Below are 15576 nucleotides of genomic sequence, written 5' to 3'. Positions count from 1 at the left end.
TCCGCGGCCCAGCCGCGGAGGCCCCCCTGCACGTCCGTCACTGAGGGGCGTCCAGGCGGTAGCCGACACCGCGCACGGTACGGATCAGGGTCGGGGACGAGGGCACGTCCTCCACCTTGGCGCGCAGCCGCTGCACGCACGCGTCCACCAGCCGGGAGTCACCGAGGTAGTCGTGCTCCCAGACCAGCCGCAGCAGCTGCTGCCGGGACAGCGCCTGCCCCGGCCGCCGGCTCAGTTCGAGCAGCAGCCGCAGCTCGGTCGGCGTCAGCTGGAGGTCCTCGCCGTTCTTCGTCACGGTCATCGCGCTGCGGTCGATGACGACGTTGCCGAAGGTCGCCGAGTCGGTGGACTCCCGCTCCCCGCGCCGAAGCACGGCCCGGATGCGGGCGTCGAGCACCCGCCCCTGGACCGGCTTGACGACGTAGTCGTCGGCACCGGACTCCAGTCCGACCACCACGTCGATGTCGTCGCTGCGGGCGGTCAGCAGAATGATCGGCAACTGGTCCGTGCGCCGGATCCGCCGGCACACCTCGAAACCGTCGATGCCGGGCAGCATGACATCGAGGACGATCAGATCGGGCCGCTGCTCACGCAACAGCTTCAGACCGTCCTCACCGGTCGCAGCGGTGGCCACCCGGTGCCCCTGGCGCGTCAGAGAGAGCTCCAGGGCCGTACGGATGGCGTCGTCGTCCTCGATCAGCAACAGGGAAGGCACGGGCTCATTCTGGCCCATGCGGGCCCCGTCGTACGACCTGTGCGGCGCGCAGCTCCCCGCGAACCTCCGTACCGCCACCGACTGTGCACTCTCTGTGGACGTTCTGTGCCGGACCCCTGTGACAGGTCTGTGACAGTCGGCGGATACGGCCGTGAAGGTGGCCCGGCAGTCTTTTCGGCACGGGCAGGCGAGTGAACGCGGCGAGCGGCCCGAGCAAGCCGAACTACCGGAAGTCCACGACGGGGGGCGCGAGATGAACACGCTGATCGGTCACAGCACCAGCGCAGTGATCACGCGTCTGCACGACGTGAACCGGGGTTCCGAGAAGTCCGGTGCCGTGAGCGGGCGGGGGTGCGCTCGCGGCACCGGGCGTCAGCACACCGGTTACATGACGGTGGTTGACAGCTTCACGGGGGAAGCACACGGGGGATCCGCCTACGGGGAGGACACGGGGGAGCGCCGCTCGCTGACCGAGGCGGAGTTCACCGCCTACGTCCAGGAGCGCCGCGCCTCCCTGTACGCGACCGCCTACCACCTGACCGGCGACCGCTACGAGGCCGAGGACCTGCTGCAGAGCGCGCTGTTCTCGACGTACCGGGCCTGGGACCGGATCAGCGACAAGGCGGCCGTGGGCGGGTACCTGCGCCGCACCATGACCAACCTGCACATCAGCGCCTGGCGGCGCCGCAAGCTCAACGAGTACCCGACCGAGGAACTGCCGGAGACGCCCGGCGACACGGACGCGATGAGCGGCACCGAGCTGCGCGCGGTCCTGTGGCAGGCGCTGTCCCGGCTCCCCGAACTCCAGCGCACCATGCTGGTCCTGCGCTACTACGAGGGCCGCACGGACCCGGAGATCGCGGAGATCCTCGACATCAGTGTCGGCACGGTGAAGTCCAGCATCTGGCGGTCGCTCCGCCGGCTGCGCGAGGACGAGGTCCTCAGCTTCGGCCGTGACGAGGAGGACGCCTTCGGGGAGCTCGTCGCCTGAAGGTCTGGGGATCCGGGGGGATCCTGACGGGGGAGAACCGGGGGACCCGGGGGAGGGTCCGGGGGGACCACCGGGGAACACGGGGGAAAGACGGGTCCGGGGGGACCCGGGGGGAAGCACGGGGGAGCTCCGCCACGGGGGACACGGGGGTGTTCGGCGGAGCGACGGGGGAAGCGGGACTGGAGGGCCGGGGGGTCCATCCAGTCCCGCTTTCTTCTGCCCTCTCCACGGTTGTTACGCCGGTGCCTGTGTCCGGTCACGGCTCTGCCGGCCCACCGCTGCCGCCGCCATCCGGCCCAGCGCCTCGTCCCGGTCGCACGGGTACGCGCCCAGCGCCACCTGGCGGGCCACGATCGTGCGCTCCGCCCGCATCAGCCGCCAGCCGCGGCGCAGCAGGAACGGGACCGACTTGCGGCCCTCCTTGAGATCGCGCAGGAACCGGCGGCGGAACGTCTTCACCGGGCCCCGGCTCAGGCAGAGCGCGTCGGCCAGCAGGCCCAGTTCGCGGCAGCGCTCCACGATCTCGGCGGCGAAGATGCCCTCGGCGATGAACAGCGGGGTGCGGCCGATGTCCAGGGTCTCGGCGCCGGTGCGGGCGCTCAGTGCTATGTCATATACCGGTACGGGCGCGGCCCCTGTGGCACACAGCCGGCCGATCGCCTCGACCGCGACCTCCGCGTCCCAGGACTCCGGGTGGTCCCAGTCGATGTCCGAACTCCCCGCCACCAGCGGCAGAGTCGGGTCGTCGCCCTCCTTGTAGAAGTCGTCGAGGCGCAGGACGGGAAGCCCGGAACGGGCGGCGACCAGTGACTTGCCCGAGCCGGAGGGGCCGCACAGCAGCACGACGCGGGCGGGGGACGGGGGATGAATGCTCACGGAACACCAGTTTGACGTATGGGGGGCCTCCTGCCGACCCCGCGGGTCGGCTTTGGAGCGTGAGTCACACCTCAACTACCCTGTGTACCGACATGATTACCCTGCGTACCAGAAGGTGGCACCCCTGATGTCCCGACACGCGTCCTCCCCGACCCCGACCGCCCGGCGCGCTCTCACCGCCCTTGCCACGGCAGGTGTGGCGCTCGGCGCGGGCGCCGCGACGGCGGCCGCGGACACCCAGCCCGCGGTGGACGTGGTCCGGACCAGCCCCAGCTCGCTCGGCCACATCGACCCGCAGGCGGGCGTGCGGGCGCTGGGCACGATGCTGCCGTACGTGACGGGGACGGTGGCGGCCCTGAAGCCGAACCCCCTCGCGGGCACGGGTGTCGACCCGCTGGACAACGGGGTGGGGACCCAACTCGCCGACTTCAAGCCGCTGACGTCGAAGATGGTGACGGGGCCGGTGGCGCAGGCGCCGTCGATCGGGGCGATCCCGGTGGTGGGGCGGGTTCTGGGGGGCTGAGCCTGGTGGGGAACTGCGGGCCCGGCCGTGACTGGTCGCGCAGTTCCTCTCCCACCCTTCGGCCGGGGGACCCCCGGCGCCCCTGACGGGGCGCCTGAGCGGGCCTCAGTAGGAGGAGCCCGACGCCCCCAGTGCCCCCGTCGGGTGCCACACCGTCTTCGTCTCCAGGAACGCCGTCATGCGGTCGGTCCCGGGCGTCGCCGTCCAGTCGTCCACAGGCTGTGGACGCAGGACGCGCTTGAGGTTGTCGGCCGCCGCGATCTCCAGTTCCTTGGCCAGCACCTCGTCGGCCCCCGCGAGGTCGATCGCGTTGACGTCCTGGTGCGCGGCCAGCGGAGCGGCGATCTCCGCCGTACGGCCGGAGAGGACGTTGACGACGCCGCCCGGCACGTCGGAGGTGGCCAGGACCTCGGCCAGGGAGAGGGCCGGGAGCGGCGCCTTCTCACTGGCGACGACGACCGCCGTGTTACCGGTCGCGATGACCGGCGCGACCACCGACACCAGGCCCAGGAACGACGACTCCTGCGGGGCCAGGACGGCGACGACGCCCGTGGGCTCGGGGGAGGAGAGGTTGAAGAACGGGCCCGCGACGGGGTTGCCGCCGCCGGTCACCTGGGCGATCTTGTCGGTCCAGCCCGCGTACCAGACCCAGCGGTCGATCGTCGCGTCCACGACCGCGGCCGCCTTGGACTTGCCGAGGCCCTCCGCGTCGGCGACCTCGCGGACGAACTGGTCGCGGCGGCCCTCCAGCATCTCCGCGACGCGGTAGAGGACCTGGCCCCGGTTGTAGGCGGTGGCGCCCGCCCAGCCGCCGAACGCCTTGCGGGCGGCGACCACCGCGTCCCGGGCGTCCTTGCGGCTCGACTGCGGTGCGTTGGCCAGCCAGTTGCCCTTGGAGTCGGTCACCTCGTACACCCGGCCGCTCTCGGAACGCGGGAACTTCCCGCCGACGTACAGCTTGTAGGTCTTGAAGACAGACAGGCGATCAGACATCGAGGTATGCCTCCAGGCCGTGGCGGCCGCCCTCGCGGCCGAAGCCCGACTCCTTGTACCCGCCGAACGGCGAGGTGGGGTCGAACTTGTTGAACGTGTTGGACCAGACGACGCCGGCGCGCAGCTTGTTCGCGACCGCCAGGATCCGCGACCCCTTCTCGGTCCAGATGCCGGCGGAGAGGCCGTACTGGGTGTTGTTGGCCTTGGCGACCGCCTCGTCGGGCGTCCGGAAGGTCAGGACCGACAGGACGGGGCCGAAGATCTCGTCGCGGGCGATGGTGTGGGCCTGGGTGACGTTCGTGAAGAGCGTCGGGGCGAACCAGTAACCGGCGGACGGGAGTTCGCAGGCAGGGGACCAGCGCTCGGCGCCCTCCGCCGCGCCCTGGTCGGCGAGGGCGGTGATGCGGGCCAGCTGCTCCGCGGAGTTGATCGCGCCGATGTCGGTGTTCTTGTCCAGCGGGTCACCGAGGCGGAGCGTGGACAGGCGGCGCTTGAGGGAGTCCAGCAGCTCGTCGTGGATCGACTCCTGGACGAGGAGACGGGAGCCCGCGCAGCAGACCTGCCCCTGGTTGAAGAAGATGCCGGTGACGATGCCCTCGACGGCCTGGTCGATCGGGGCGTCGTCGAAGACGATGTTCGCGCCCTTGCCGCCCAGTTCGAGGGTGAGCTTCTTGCGGGTGCCCGCGACGGTCCGGGCGATCTCCTTGCCGACGGCGGTGGAGCCGGTGAAGGCGACCTTGTTGACGTCGGGGTGCGCGACGAGCGCGGCGCCCGCGTCGCCGTAGCCCGGCAGGATGTTGACGACGCCCTTGGGCAGGCCCGCCTGGCGGCAGATGTCCGCGAAGAAGAGGGCGGAGAGGGGAGTCGTCTCGGCGGGCTTGAGGACCACCGTGTTGCCGGTGGCGAGCGCCGGGGCGATCTTCCAGGCCAGCATCAGGAGCGGGAAGTTCCAGGGGATGACCTGGCCGGCCACGCCGAGCGGCTGCGGGTTCGCGCCGTAGCCCGCGTGGTCGAGCTTGTCGGCCCAGCCCGCGTAGTAGAAGAAGTGCGCGGCGACCAGGGGCAGGTCGGCGTCGCGCGTCTCCTTGATCGGCTTGCCGTTGTCCAGCGTCTCCAGGACGGCCAGCTCGCGGCTGCGCTCCTGGATGACGCGGGCGATGCGGAAGAGGTACTTGGCGCGCTCGGAACCCGGCAGCGCGGACCACTTCTCGAAGGCCTTGCGGGCGGCCCTGACGGCCCGGTCCACGTCCTCGGCACCGGCGCGGGCGACCTCGGAGAGGACCTCCTCGGTCGACGGGCTGACCGTCTTGAAGACCTTGCCGTCGGCCGCGTCCGTGAACTCGCCGTCGATGAAGAGGCCGTAGGAGGGCGCGATGTCGACGACGGAGCGGGACTCGGGCGCCGGTGCGTACTCGAATGCGGTGGTCATCTTTTCCTTGGCCATGGTGATCAGTCCACCGTCACGTAGTCGGGGCCGGAGTAGCGGCCGGTGGCCAGCTTCTGACGCTGCATCAGCAGGTCGTTCAGGAGCGAGGAGGCGCCGAAGCGGAACCAGTGGTTGTCCAGCCAGTCCGCACCGGCGGTCTCGTTGACGAGGACGAGGAACTTGATCGCGTCCTTGCTGGTCCGGATGCCGCCGGCGGGCTTGACCCCCACCTGGACGCCGGTCTGCGCCCGGAAGTCGCGCACGGCCTCCAGCATGAGGAGGGTGTTCGCCGGGGTGGCGTTGACGGCGACCTTGCCGGTGGACGTCTTGATGAAGTCGGCGCCCGCGAGCATGCCCAGCCAGGAGGCCCGGCGGATGTTGTCGTACGTCGACAGCTCGCCGGTCTCGAAGATGACCTTCAGGCGGGCGGACGTTCCGCAGGCGTCCTTCACGGCGACGATCTCGTCGTACACCTTGCGGTAGTTCCCCGCGAGGAACGCGCCCCGGTCGATGACCATGTCGATCTCGTCGGCGCCCGCGCTCACGGCGTCCCGCACGTCGGCGAGCTTGACCTCGAGCGCGGCGCGGCCGGCCGGGAAGGCGGTGGCGACGGAGGCGACCTTGACGGACGAGCCGGCGACGGCCTCCTTCGCGGTGGCCACCATGTCGGGGTAGACGCAGACGGCGGCCGTGGCGGGTGTCGTACGGTCCGTCGGGTCCGGGTGGACCGCCTTGGCGCCGAGCGCCCGGACCTTGCCCGGGGTGTCCGCGCCTTCCAGCGTCGTCAGGTCGACCATCGAGATGGCGAGGTCGATGGCGTACGCCTTCGCGGTGGTCTTGATGGAACGGGTGCCGAGGGAGGCGGCACGCGCCTCCAGGCCGACCGCGTCGACGCCGGGCAGCCCGTGGAGGAAACGGCGCAGCGTGCTGTCGGACGCGGTGACGTCAGCAAGTGCGTGGGGTGCGGTGGTGGGCATGGTCACCAGCCGAGCATATCTACGCGCGTAGCGGCTGTACACCCCGAGGGAACGGTTCTTCTTGGCGGCGCCCGCGCCGGCGCCCCGAAGGGCCGGGGGAACCGCGCGAGCGGCCACCTGTGACCCGCATTCGCGTACGGCCATGATGCCCCCACGGCGCCGATGCGCACGTCTGGTGCAGAATCGGCGCTATGACCACGCCTCTCGTCAAGGACCGCATCTACCGCTCGCCCCAGGCGCTGATCGGTGGCGTACTGCTCCTCGTCATCGTCCTCTGGCTCGGTATCGACGCGCTGATCCGGGGGCACGGCCACACCCCCTGGCTGGCCCTCGCCGCGCTCATCCTCATCGTGCCGCTGGTCGTCGCGTTCACCCTGCGTCCCGCGGTGTTCGCGGGCGAGGACCGGCTCCGGGTGCGGAACCCGTTCCGGGTGATCACCCTGCCGTGGGGGGAGATCGCCTCGCTGCGGTCCGGGTTCTCGAACGAGGTGGTCGTCAAGTCCGGCGCGAAGTACCAGCTGTGGGCGATCCCGGTGTCCCTGCGGGGCCGCAAGAAGGCGGCACGGCAGCAGGCGAAGTCGCAGGCGGACGCGCGGCGCGGGCGGACCGGGCCGGGGGCCGGGGGCGCCGGGCGCGGGCTCGGGGGGTTCGGCGGCTTCGGGGGATTCGGGGGGCAGGCCGCGGCCGAGCAGGCCGACGGGCCGATGCGCGCGGAGGCCGACAAGGCCATGGACGACCTGCGGGAGATGCTGGAGAGCAGGGGTCCGGCGGAGTCGGCGCAGGGCGAGGTCACGGTGCGGTGGGCGTACGAGGTGGCTGCGCCGGCGGTGGCGGGGGCGGTACTACTGGTGATCCTGCTGGTGGTGGGGTAGGGCCGTGGTGGGGGTGCGGGTAGTCGGCCGGGTGCGGCCCGGTGGGGGCTGTTCGCGACGTTCCCCGCGCCCTGCGGGGGTGTCGGTGCCGAGGGTCTAGGGGCCCACGCCCGCGCGACCTGTCGTTGACCCGGCCCCGCGGCACCGCGCCCGCAGAGCTAAAATGGACTGCACGGTCCACTGTGCGGAGGCGGGTGCGATGCTTCACAAGGAGCTGACGGCCAAGGGGAAGGCCACCCGGCGCCGCATCGTCGAGGGGGCCGCCGAGGTGCTGCGGGAACGGGGCGTCGGCACGGTGACGCTGGACGACGTCATGGCCCGGACCGGCACCAGCAAGAGCCAGCTCTTCCACTACTTCCCGGACGGCAAGGACGAACTGCTGCTCGCCGTCGCGCGGTTCGAGGCGGAGCAGGTGCTGGAGGACCAGCAGCCGTATCTCGGCCGCCTCGAATCCTGGGAGGACTGGCAGCGGTGGCGGGACGTGGTGATCGCCCGCTACGAGGCGCAGGGCGACACCTGTCCGCTCGGGTCGCTGTTCCTCCAGGTCGGGCGGTCGACGCCGGGCGCGCGGGCGATCGTGGTCGAGCTGTTGCGGCAGTGGCAGGAGAGCCTCGCGGCGGGCATCCGCGCGGTACGGGCCACCACCGGCCCCGGGGCCGGTGCGGACGTGGACGTCGACGCCCGGGCCGCCGCCCTGCTCGCCGCGATCCAGGGCGGTGTGTCCATCCTGCTGTCGACGGGGCGCTCCGCCCACCTGCGGGCCGCCCTCGACCAGGGGATCGCGGACCTGCGGCGCGAACTCGACCCCGCCCCGGCGGCTACGCCGCGATGACCGCCGCGGTCGTACGGCCGCCGTCCACGTCGAGCACGACCCCGTGCACGAACGACGACTCGTCGGCCGCCAGGTACACCGCCGCACCCGCGATCTCCTCCGGCGTGCCCATCCGGCCCGCCGGCGTCCCCGTCATCATCGCCTCGGCGACCCCGGCGTGCTCGGCGTCCGCCGCCAGCACCACGCCCGGCGAGATCGCGTTCACCCGCACCCCCCGCGGCCCGAACTCCGCCGCCCACGCCCGGGTCAGCGTCTCCATCGCGCCCTTGGTGGAGCTGTACAGCGCGCCCACGGGCACGCCCAGCCGTGCGATCCAGGACCCCAGGTTGACGATCGCCCCGCCCCCGGCCTCCGCCATGGCGGGCGCGACGGCGGCCGTCAGGAAGAACGGGGCCTTGACGTTGACCGCGTAGACCTCGTCGAAGGTCTTCTCGTCGGTGGCGGGGGTCACGTCGCCGGGATAGATGCCGGCGTTGTTGACGAGCACGTCGAGGCGACCGCCGAGCACCCGTGTCGCCTCCTCGGCGAGCGCCCGCGACGCGGCGGCGCTGCCGTCCAGGTCGGCCCGCACGAAGTCGGCCCGACCGCCCCGGGCCCGGATTCCCTCGACCACCTCCGCCCCGCGCCCCGCGCTCCGCCCCGAGACGACGACATGCGCCCCCTCCGCGGCGAACGCCTCGGCGATCGCCCGCCCGATGTTGCTGGTCGCGCCGGTCACCAGCGCGGTCTTGCCGGTCAGCCGCATGGTCATGATCAACCTCCGTGTCACGTGGTCCTTCGTCAGGCGCGGACCACTGTGCGCCGAAGAAAATGGACCGGCAAGTCCAAAAATGTGGTAGCCCGGATCGGACCGGCCGTCAGTGTCCGTCCGTGGCGCGAGGGTGCCCTGTGCCCGCGAGGTGATCCAGCAGGCCTCCCGGCCGGTGTGGAGACACCGGATGCGGCCGCCGCCAATCACCTCGATCTGCCACCGCTCACAGGCCTGCCCGCGGTGGGCGCCGCGGGTGAGACCGCCCTTGAGGCGACGGTGCCGAGGCGCCTCGACGGCCGGCCCGGGGTCGGTACGCAGGGTGACCCCGGCGCGGTAGGTGTTCTCGCGGGCTTGCTGAGCGAGGTTCTCCCGCCCTTGGCCGACGAGGCGTCGGCGAAGCGGACTTCCCGGCGGCCGCCTGGAGCCGGTGCTGCGAGGCGGTCACCGCGGCCGGCAACTCGGGGTCGGAGTGGATCGCCGGGCAAGCGTCTGCTCGTTCTTGTTCACCGGCTCGGAGAAGTTCACGGCTGCACTCTCGGCACTCATGACTTTGGAACTACTTCGAAACTTACCGAGGCGCTAGCGCGCGTACGAGTGATCGTGCCTCCGCCGATCCGGCATGCAGGATCTTGCGATGTGCGGCGGTACGTTGCGGTGGTGCCTGAATTCCTGCCTTCCGGCGGTGCGGTTCCCGACGCCGACGAACTGACCGTCCGCTGGGCGGACGCCTGGCGGCCGGAGCGGGTCGCGGACCGGCTGGACGGGGTGGGCGTGCCCTGGTGCGTCGCGGCGGGGTGGGCGCTGGACCTGTTCCGCGGGCAGCAGGCACGGCCCCATGGCGACCTGGAGATCGCCGTACCCGTGGCGGGGTTCGCGGAGGTTCGCGACCGCTTCCCCGAGTACGTGTTTGACGCCGTGGGCTCGGGACGCGTCTGGGCGGCGGCGGGAGACGAGGCGCTCGCGGCGACGCACCAGACGTGGGCACGGGATCCGGCGAGCGGCCGGTTCCTCTTCGACGTCTTCCGCGAGCCGCACGAGGGCGGGACCTGGATCTGCCGGCGGGACGAGAGCCTGCGGCTGCCGTACGACGCGATCATCGAACGGACGGCGGACGGCATCCCCTACCTGGTACCGGAGTTGGTGCTGCTGTTCAAGGCGAAGGAGCCGCGGCCCAAGGACCACGCGGACTTCGACGGGATCCTGCCGCTGCTGAGCCGGGCACGGCGGGACGCTCTCGGGGCGTGGCTGACGCGCGTACATCCCGGACACCCGTGGTCGGCGAAACTGACGGAGCGGTGAGTCCCCGTCATCCTCGTCCCTTTGGTGCCCGGTTGAGCCGACGGGTGCACCCTCGGTCACCGCCACGGGCGGCGCGTACCGCACGTTCGGGCAGTGACAACGTCCTCCTCTCCGTGTCGAGGGCGGCGCGGATGCCGAGCGGCGTCGGCGGGTTCGGGCCCGGGTGCCCGATCTCGGCGTTGCCCAGCACGGGGATGGCGCGGTCACCGAGGACGTCGAGGAGGAGCTCGGCAAGGGTCCAAGAGCCCTCGGGCGAGCCGAGTCCGTCGATCGCCTCGGGAACGCCCACGACCATGCCGGAGATCCGGTCGAGGATCCCGCTGTGCCGCAGTATCTGCGGATAGCTCCACACGTACGATGCCTGGCCGCCCAGCTCCTCCCGGAACAGCACCGCGCCGTCGAAGCATGCGAGCGGCACCGCGAAGGGCGTCGCCTGCGCCGGCACGATGCGGTTGACGACCCCGCCGATCAGCGGTCTACGGCCGAGGCGGTGCGGGGAGAGTCACCCGGGCGGTGTCCCGACGCCCGGGTGGGCACGCGACGCGTTTTCCGATCGGTTCCCCTCCCGGCTACGGGTGCGGCTCCGGTCGCAGGACGAGGTCGAGGAGGCCCGGGAAGCGGGCCTCGAACTCCGGGCGGCGGAGGCGGTTGACGCGGCGAGGGCCCTCGTCGCGCTGTTCGACGAGACCGGAGGCCCGCAGGACGGAGAAGTGGTGGCTGAGGGCGGCCTTGCCGACGGGTACGTCGAAGCTGCCGCAGCTGCGGGTCCAGTCGGCGCCGGCGGCCAGCTCCCTGACGAGCGTGAGGCGTACCGGGTCGGCGAGGGCGGCGAGGGCGGTGAGGACGGGCACCTCGTCGGGGTGGGTGTGCTCGGGGGCGGCCCGGTGGCTGGGGCTCGTGCCGGTCATGCCGTCCTCCTCGTCCGTGGTCCGCTTGCCGAGTGTTCGATGAAAACCATACACTCTCGAGTGTTCGATTCGTGTTGAACACTTGCTGAGGGGTGTGAGCCGTGCGCGCGGTCGAGTTGCAGGAATACGGCGGTCCGGAGGTCCTGAAGGCCGTGGAGGTGGCGGTCCCCGAGCCGGGCCCCGGTGAGGTGGGCATCGACGTGGCGTACGTAGGCGTCAACTTCGCCGACCTCAAGGCCCGTTCGGACGGGTACCGGGTTCCGGGGCTGCCGTTCCGTCCGGGGCTTGAGGTCTCGGGCCGCGTCCGGACCCTCGGCGCGGGTGTCACGGACCTCGCCGTCGGCCAGGAGGTGGCCGCGCTGACCCAGGGCGGCGGCTACGCGGACGTGGTCGTGACGGAGGCGGCGACGGTCTTCCCGCTGCCGGCGGGGGCTGACCTGCGCACCGGAGCCACCCTCCCGTCCGTCCTGCCGACCGCGTACGCCCTCGTCCACACCGTCGGCCGCCTCCAGCCCGGCGAGACCGTCCTCGTGCAGGGCGCCGCCGGCGGCGTCGGCACGGCGGCCGGGCAACTGGCGAAGGCGGCCGGCGCGGGCGCGGTGTACGGCGTGGTGTCGAGCGCGGCGAAGGCCGCGTACGCGCGGGACCACGGCTACGACGAGGTCTTCGTCGGCGACTTCGAGGAGCCGGTACGGGAGGCCACCGGCGGCCGGGGGGTCGACCTGGCCCTCGACCCCGTCGGCGGCAGGACGCTGCGCGCGAGCCTGTCCTCCCTGGCCCGTTTCGGCCGCCTCGTCTCCTACGGCAACGCCAGCGGCGAACCGGCCTGGACGGCGGGCCAGCCGGAGCTGTATCCGCGAGGCCTCTCGGTCGCCGGGTTCTCCGTCCTGACGCTGGCCCAGACGGCTCCGGACGTGCTGCGGGAGCTCTCCGCGCGGGCCTTCGCGAAGGCCGCGGACGGCACGGTGACCCTGCCGGTCACGGCCGAGTTCGCCCTGGAGGAGGCGGCGGAGGCACACCGCCTGATGGGCGGCCGGACGAGCACCGGCAAACTCCTGCTGCGGGTCGCGGGATGACGGCGGCGTCGGCTGCCGACGGTCGGGGCCGGGAACCGCGCGGACGGGCTCTCCTGGGGCGACCTCACCCTGCGGTCGTGCGTCGGGCCGGACACCGGGTTCCGCTACCTGGTGCGGGACCGGCCGCTCACGGCGCGCTCGGCCACACCAGGAGCATGTACGCCCCGCAGTACGCCGAGCCCGCGACGGCCGCCGTCAGGGCGAGGACGCGTACCCGTGCCGAGGCGCGGGCGAGGTACCCCGCCACCGGCAGCAGCAGCGGGAAGCCGGGGAGGAGGAAGCGGGCGCGGGGGAAGTAGACGCCGCCGCTGGCCACCACGATCAGCAGCAGGACCGCGCTGAAGACGAGCAGCGGGAGCGGTTGCCGGTCCGCCGCGGCCAGTCCGAACAGGACGACCGAGGCCAGTATCGTCAGGCTCACCACGACCAGGAACAGCTCCGGACGCGAGACCTGCCCGAACAGGTACCGCAGCCAGCGCAGGGTCTCCGCGCCGCCGTCCAGTTCGTTGTGCCACATCCGCTGGACCGCGAAGTAGCCGTCCCAGCGGTGGAGTCTGACGCCCACCCAGCCGACGTACGCGCACCAGCCGAGCGGGGCCGTCAGGGCCGCCGCCAGGGCGCGCGGCGAGCGACGGGTGCGGAGGGAGAGCAGGGCGGTGACGGTGACCGCGGCGGCCACGGCGATGCCGGTCGGCCGGGTCAGGCCGGCGAGGACCGAGCCGGCCGCCGCGTACAGCCAGCGCTCGGCCAGCACCGCGTACAGCGTCCACGCGGCGAAGGCCGTGAACAGGGATTCGGTGTAGCCCATCCACTGGACCAGGCCCACCGGGTACGCCGCCCACAGCACGGTGAGCAGGAGACCGACCCGGCGGCCGGCCAGCCGGTCGCCGACCGCGAAGACCCCCCAGGCGGCGATCAGGGACGCCAGCCACGCGAGGGCCAGCCCGGTGCTGGCCCGGGTGCCCGGGGTCAGCACCGCGACGGCCTTCACCAGCAGCGGGTACAGCGGGAAGAACGCCAGGTTGTTGTGGTCGTACGCGGTGCCGAGGACGTGCGTGTACCCGTGGTCCGCGATGCCCAGGTACCAGCGGGAGTCCCACTGCGTCGCCAGCATCGGCCACACGCCGTGGTGGCGCCGGTGCGCCCAGACGGTGAGGAACACCAGGCCGGCGAGGCGTACGGCGAGGTACGCGGCGAGCGCCGGAGCCGCCCGGCGCAGGGCGTGGCGGGGCACGGCCGCGGTGGGGAGGTGGTGGGGTCGTCGGGTGCCCGGGATGTGCCCGCGGGGGGCGGTGTCGGGGGCGGTCGAGGACACGGCGGCGGCTCCAGTGCGACGGCTGCGGCGGGCGGTACCGGATCACCGTTCCCCGGGAGCCGGGGCGGGGCGCGGTGGGTGGGTCGGTCGCCGTCGCGAAATCACCCGTAGGGGTGCCCCCGGCGGAGAGGCACCCCAGCGGGCGTCAGATGCCGGCCGCGGCGGACAGGTCGCGCTTGATCGCCGCGAGCAGGGTGGTCGCGGTGGCGCGGGCCGCCGGGAGGCCGGTGTGCGCGGCCACCGGGACCACCACCTCCAGATAGCACTTCAGCTTCGGCTCGGTGCCGCTCGGGCGGACGACGACGCGGGCGCCGTTGAGGGTGTAGCGGAGGCCGTCGGTGGGGGGCAGGGTGGCGGTGCCCCGGGTGAGGTCCTCGGCCTTGGTGACGGCGAGGCCCGCGAGTTCGGCCGGGGGGTGCTCGCGGAGGCGCCGCATCGCGTCGGCGATGACGGAGAGGTCCTCGACGCGGACCGAGAGCTGGTCGGTGGCGTGCAGGCCGTGTTCCACGGCGAGGTCGTCGAGGAGGTCGAGGAGGGTACGGCCCTCCTCCTTGAGGACCGAGGCCAGCTCGGTGATCAGGAGGGCCGCGGTGATGCCGTCCTTGTCGCGGACGCCTTCGGGGTCGACGCAGTAGCCGAGGGCCTCCTCGTAGCCGTAGCGCAGGCCGTCGACGCGGGCGATCCACTTGAAGCCGGTGAGGGTCTCCTCGTAGGGGAGGCCCGCCTTCTCGGCGATGCGGCCGAGGAGGGAGGAGGAGACGATCGACTCGGCGAAGACGCCGGTGGCGCCGCGGCGGACCAGGTGGGCGGCGAGGAGGGAGCCGACCTCGTCGCCGCGGAGCATGCGCCAGGCGCCGTCGTCCTTGACGGCCGCGGCGCACCGGTCGGCGTCGGGGTCGTTGGCGATGATCAGGTCGGGGTCGGTCTCGCGGGCCTTCGCGAAGGCGAGGTCCATCGCGCCGGGCTCTTCCGGGTTGGGGAAGGCGACGGTCGGGAAGTCCGGGTCCGGGTCGGCCTGTTCGGCGACGAGGACGGGGGCGGGGAAGCCGGCGCGGGCGAAGGCGGCGAGGAGGGTGTCCCTGCCGACGCCGTGCATGGCCGTGTAGACCGTGCGGGCGGTGCGGGGCGAACCCTCGGCCAGGACCGCGTCGGTACGGGCCAGGTAGGCGTCCAGGACCGTGTCGTCGAGGGTTTCCCAGCCGGTGTCGGGGCGGGGGACGTCGTGCAGGGTGGTGATCGCCTCGATCTCGGCGGCGATCTCCGCGTCCGCGGGCGGGACGATCTGGGAGCCGTCGCCGAGGTAGACCTTGTAGCCGTTGTCGCGGGGCGGGTTGTGGCTGGCGGTGACCTCCACGCCGGCGACCGCGCCGAGGTGCCGAATGGCGAACGCGAGGACGGGGGTGGGGAGGGGGCGGGGGAGTACGACGGCCTTGAGGCCGGCGCCGGTCATGACCGCGGCGGTGTCGCGGGCGAAGTCGGCGGACTTGTGGCGGGCGTCGTAGCCGATGACGACGGTGCCGGTGGCGTGGCCGTGGGCCTTGAGATACGCGGCGAGGCCGGCGGCGGCCCGGATGACGACGGCTCGGTTCATGCGCATCGGGCCGGCGCCGAGTTCGCCGCGGAGGCCTGCGGTGCCGAACTGGAGTGTGCCGCTGAAGCGGGCCGACAGTTCGGTGACGTCACCGGAGTCGATGAGCTTGGCGAGCTCGTCGCGGGTCTCCGGGTCGGGGTCCTCGGTCTGCCAGGCTCGGGCCCGGGCGATGAGATCGTCGTGCACGGTCGTCGTCCAACCTCTCGTGGTGTGCCTGCGGCGCGTCCGCGGCTTCGGCGGGGGTGCGCGTAGCGCCCGCGGGCGGTGGGTGGGCCGGGGCGGGGAGTCCCCGTCCCCGGGCCGGCGGTGAACCATCTTCAGGGGTGCGGGTGCCGAACGCCGGCCGCTGCGGGCGGGGACTCCCCACCCCGTCCCCTTCCCGCCGTACGCGTCCGCACCGCCCCCTTCCCTCTCGTCCGGGGGCGCCCGCA

General features: G+C 72.7%; 16 protein-coding genes. 6 read left to right on the top strand and 10 right to left on the bottom strand.

Annotated elements, in window-relative coordinates:
- Positions 1–37 precede the first annotated feature (37 nt).
- Positions 38–715: a two-component system response regulator AfsQ1 gene (gene afsQ1 / locus BLW82_RS16060; protein WP_177232965.1), complete on the bottom strand. Its 678-nt coding sequence runs from the start codon at positions 713–715 to the stop codon at positions 38–40.
- 253 nt (positions 716–968) lie between these two features.
- Between afsQ1 and BLW82_RS16055 the strand changes: the two genes are divergently transcribed.
- Positions 969–1706: a SigE family RNA polymerase sigma factor gene (locus tag BLW82_RS16055; protein WP_093499455.1), complete on the top strand. Its 738-nt coding sequence runs from the start codon at positions 969–971 to the stop codon at positions 1704–1706.
- Positions 1707–1940: 234 nt separating this feature from the next.
- Here BLW82_RS16055 and BLW82_RS16050 read toward each other — a convergent pair whose 3' ends face one another.
- Positions 1941–2582 (bottom strand): uridine kinase family protein, encoded by a 642-nt coding sequence (locus tag BLW82_RS16050; protein WP_256215823.1) that lies wholly within the window; start codon positions 2580–2582, stop codon positions 1941–1943.
- A gap of 127 nt (positions 2583–2709) precedes the next feature.
- Between BLW82_RS16050 and BLW82_RS16045 the strand changes: the two genes are divergently transcribed.
- Positions 2710–3105, top strand: coding sequence for a hypothetical protein (locus tag BLW82_RS16045; RefSeq protein WP_093499453.1), 396 nt, complete (start codon positions 2710–2712; stop codon positions 3103–3105).
- Positions 3106–3210: 105 nt separating this feature from the next.
- Here BLW82_RS16045 and BLW82_RS16040 read toward each other — a convergent pair whose 3' ends face one another.
- Genes BLW82_RS16040 through deoC form a run of 3 tightly spaced genes read right to left on the bottom strand, consistent with a single transcriptional unit; the run spans position 3211 to position 6501 of the window.
- Entirely contained in the window at positions 3211–4098 is an 888-nt protein-coding gene (locus BLW82_RS16040) for an aldehyde dehydrogenase family protein (RefSeq protein WP_093499452.1), read from the bottom strand.
- Entirely contained in the window at positions 4091–5527 is a 1437-nt protein-coding gene (locus BLW82_RS16035; RefSeq protein ID WP_093499451.1) for an aldehyde dehydrogenase family protein, read from the bottom strand. Before BLW82_RS16035 ends, BLW82_RS16040 begins: the two co-directional genes overlap by 8 nt.
- A 20-nt stretch (positions 5528–5547) precedes the next feature.
- Complete coding sequence (gene deoC / locus BLW82_RS16030; RefSeq protein WP_093508073.1) at positions 5548–6501, bottom strand: deoxyribose-phosphate aldolase; 954 nt, start codon at positions 6499–6501, stop codon at positions 5548–5550.
- A gap of 191 nt (positions 6502–6692) precedes the next feature.
- Here deoC and BLW82_RS16025 point away from each other — a divergent pair, with 191 nt between their 5' ends.
- Together BLW82_RS16025 and BLW82_RS16020 are read left to right on the top strand one after the other, a co-directional pair.
- On the top strand, positions 6693–7373 hold the full coding sequence (locus BLW82_RS16025; protein WP_093499450.1) for a PH domain-containing protein: 681 nt from the start codon (positions 6693–6695) through the stop codon (positions 7371–7373).
- A 199-nt stretch (positions 7374–7572) separates the two neighbouring features.
- Positions 7573–8205 carry a TetR/AcrR family transcriptional regulator gene (locus BLW82_RS16020; protein ID WP_093499449.1) on the top strand — a complete coding sequence of 211 codons (633 nt, stop codon included), beginning with the start codon at positions 7573–7575 and terminating at the stop codon, positions 8203–8205.
- Here BLW82_RS16020 and BLW82_RS16015 read toward each other — a convergent pair.
- A complete protein-coding gene (locus BLW82_RS16015; protein WP_177232964.1) occupies positions 8192–8956 on the bottom strand; it encodes an SDR family NAD(P)-dependent oxidoreductase in 765 nt (254 codons plus the stop codon). The genes BLW82_RS16020 and BLW82_RS16015 overlap by 14 nt on opposite strands.
- A 657-nt stretch (positions 8957–9613) precedes the next feature.
- Here BLW82_RS16015 and BLW82_RS16005 point away from each other — a divergent pair.
- Positions 9614–10255: a nucleotidyltransferase domain-containing protein gene (locus BLW82_RS16005; protein WP_093508071.1), complete on the top strand. Its 642-nt coding sequence runs from the start codon at positions 9614–9616 to the stop codon at positions 10253–10255.
- 7 nt (positions 10256–10262) lie between these two features.
- On the opposite strand, the gene BLW82_RS16000 is transcribed toward BLW82_RS16005, so the two are convergent.
- Together BLW82_RS16000 and BLW82_RS15995 are read right to left on the bottom strand one after the other, a co-directional pair.
- Positions 10263–10724 (bottom strand): S66 peptidase family protein, encoded by a 462-nt coding sequence (locus BLW82_RS16000; RefSeq protein WP_256216211.1) that lies wholly within the window; start codon positions 10722–10724, stop codon positions 10263–10265.
- 100 nt (positions 10725–10824) lie between these two features.
- Positions 10825–11163 carry an ArsR/SmtB family transcription factor gene (locus BLW82_RS15995; RefSeq protein WP_093499447.1) on the bottom strand — a complete coding sequence of 113 codons (339 nt, stop codon included), beginning with the start codon at positions 11161–11163 and terminating at the stop codon, positions 10825–10827.
- Positions 11164–11264: 101 nt separating this feature from the next.
- On the opposite strand from BLW82_RS15995, the gene BLW82_RS15990 reads away from it, so the two are divergent.
- A complete protein-coding gene (locus BLW82_RS15990) occupies positions 11265–12239 on the top strand; it encodes a quinone oxidoreductase family protein (protein ID WP_093499446.1) in 975 nt (324 codons plus the stop codon).
- 127 nt (positions 12240–12366) lie between these two features.
- On the opposite strand, the gene BLW82_RS15985 is transcribed toward BLW82_RS15990, so the two are convergent.
- Together BLW82_RS15985 and BLW82_RS15980 are read right to left on the bottom strand one after the other, a co-directional pair.
- Positions 12367–13554: a hypothetical protein gene (locus tag BLW82_RS15985; protein ID WP_093499445.1), complete on the bottom strand. Its 1188-nt coding sequence runs from the start codon at positions 13552–13554 to the stop codon at positions 12367–12369.
- Positions 13555–13699: 145 nt separating this feature from the next.
- The gene (locus tag BLW82_RS15980; RefSeq protein ID WP_093499444.1) at positions 13700–15331 is read right to left on the bottom strand and encodes a phospho-sugar mutase; all 1632 of its coding nucleotides are present in this window, start codon (positions 15329–15331) and stop codon (positions 13700–13702) included.
- Positions 15332–15576 lie beyond the last annotated feature (245 nt).

This window comes from Streptomyces sp. Ag109_O5-10 (genome assembly GCF_900105755.1).
Taxonomy (GTDB): domain Bacteria; phylum Actinomycetota; class Actinomycetes; order Streptomycetales; family Streptomycetaceae; genus Streptomyces.
This window is presented reverse-complemented; position numbering and strand designations above follow the sequence as displayed.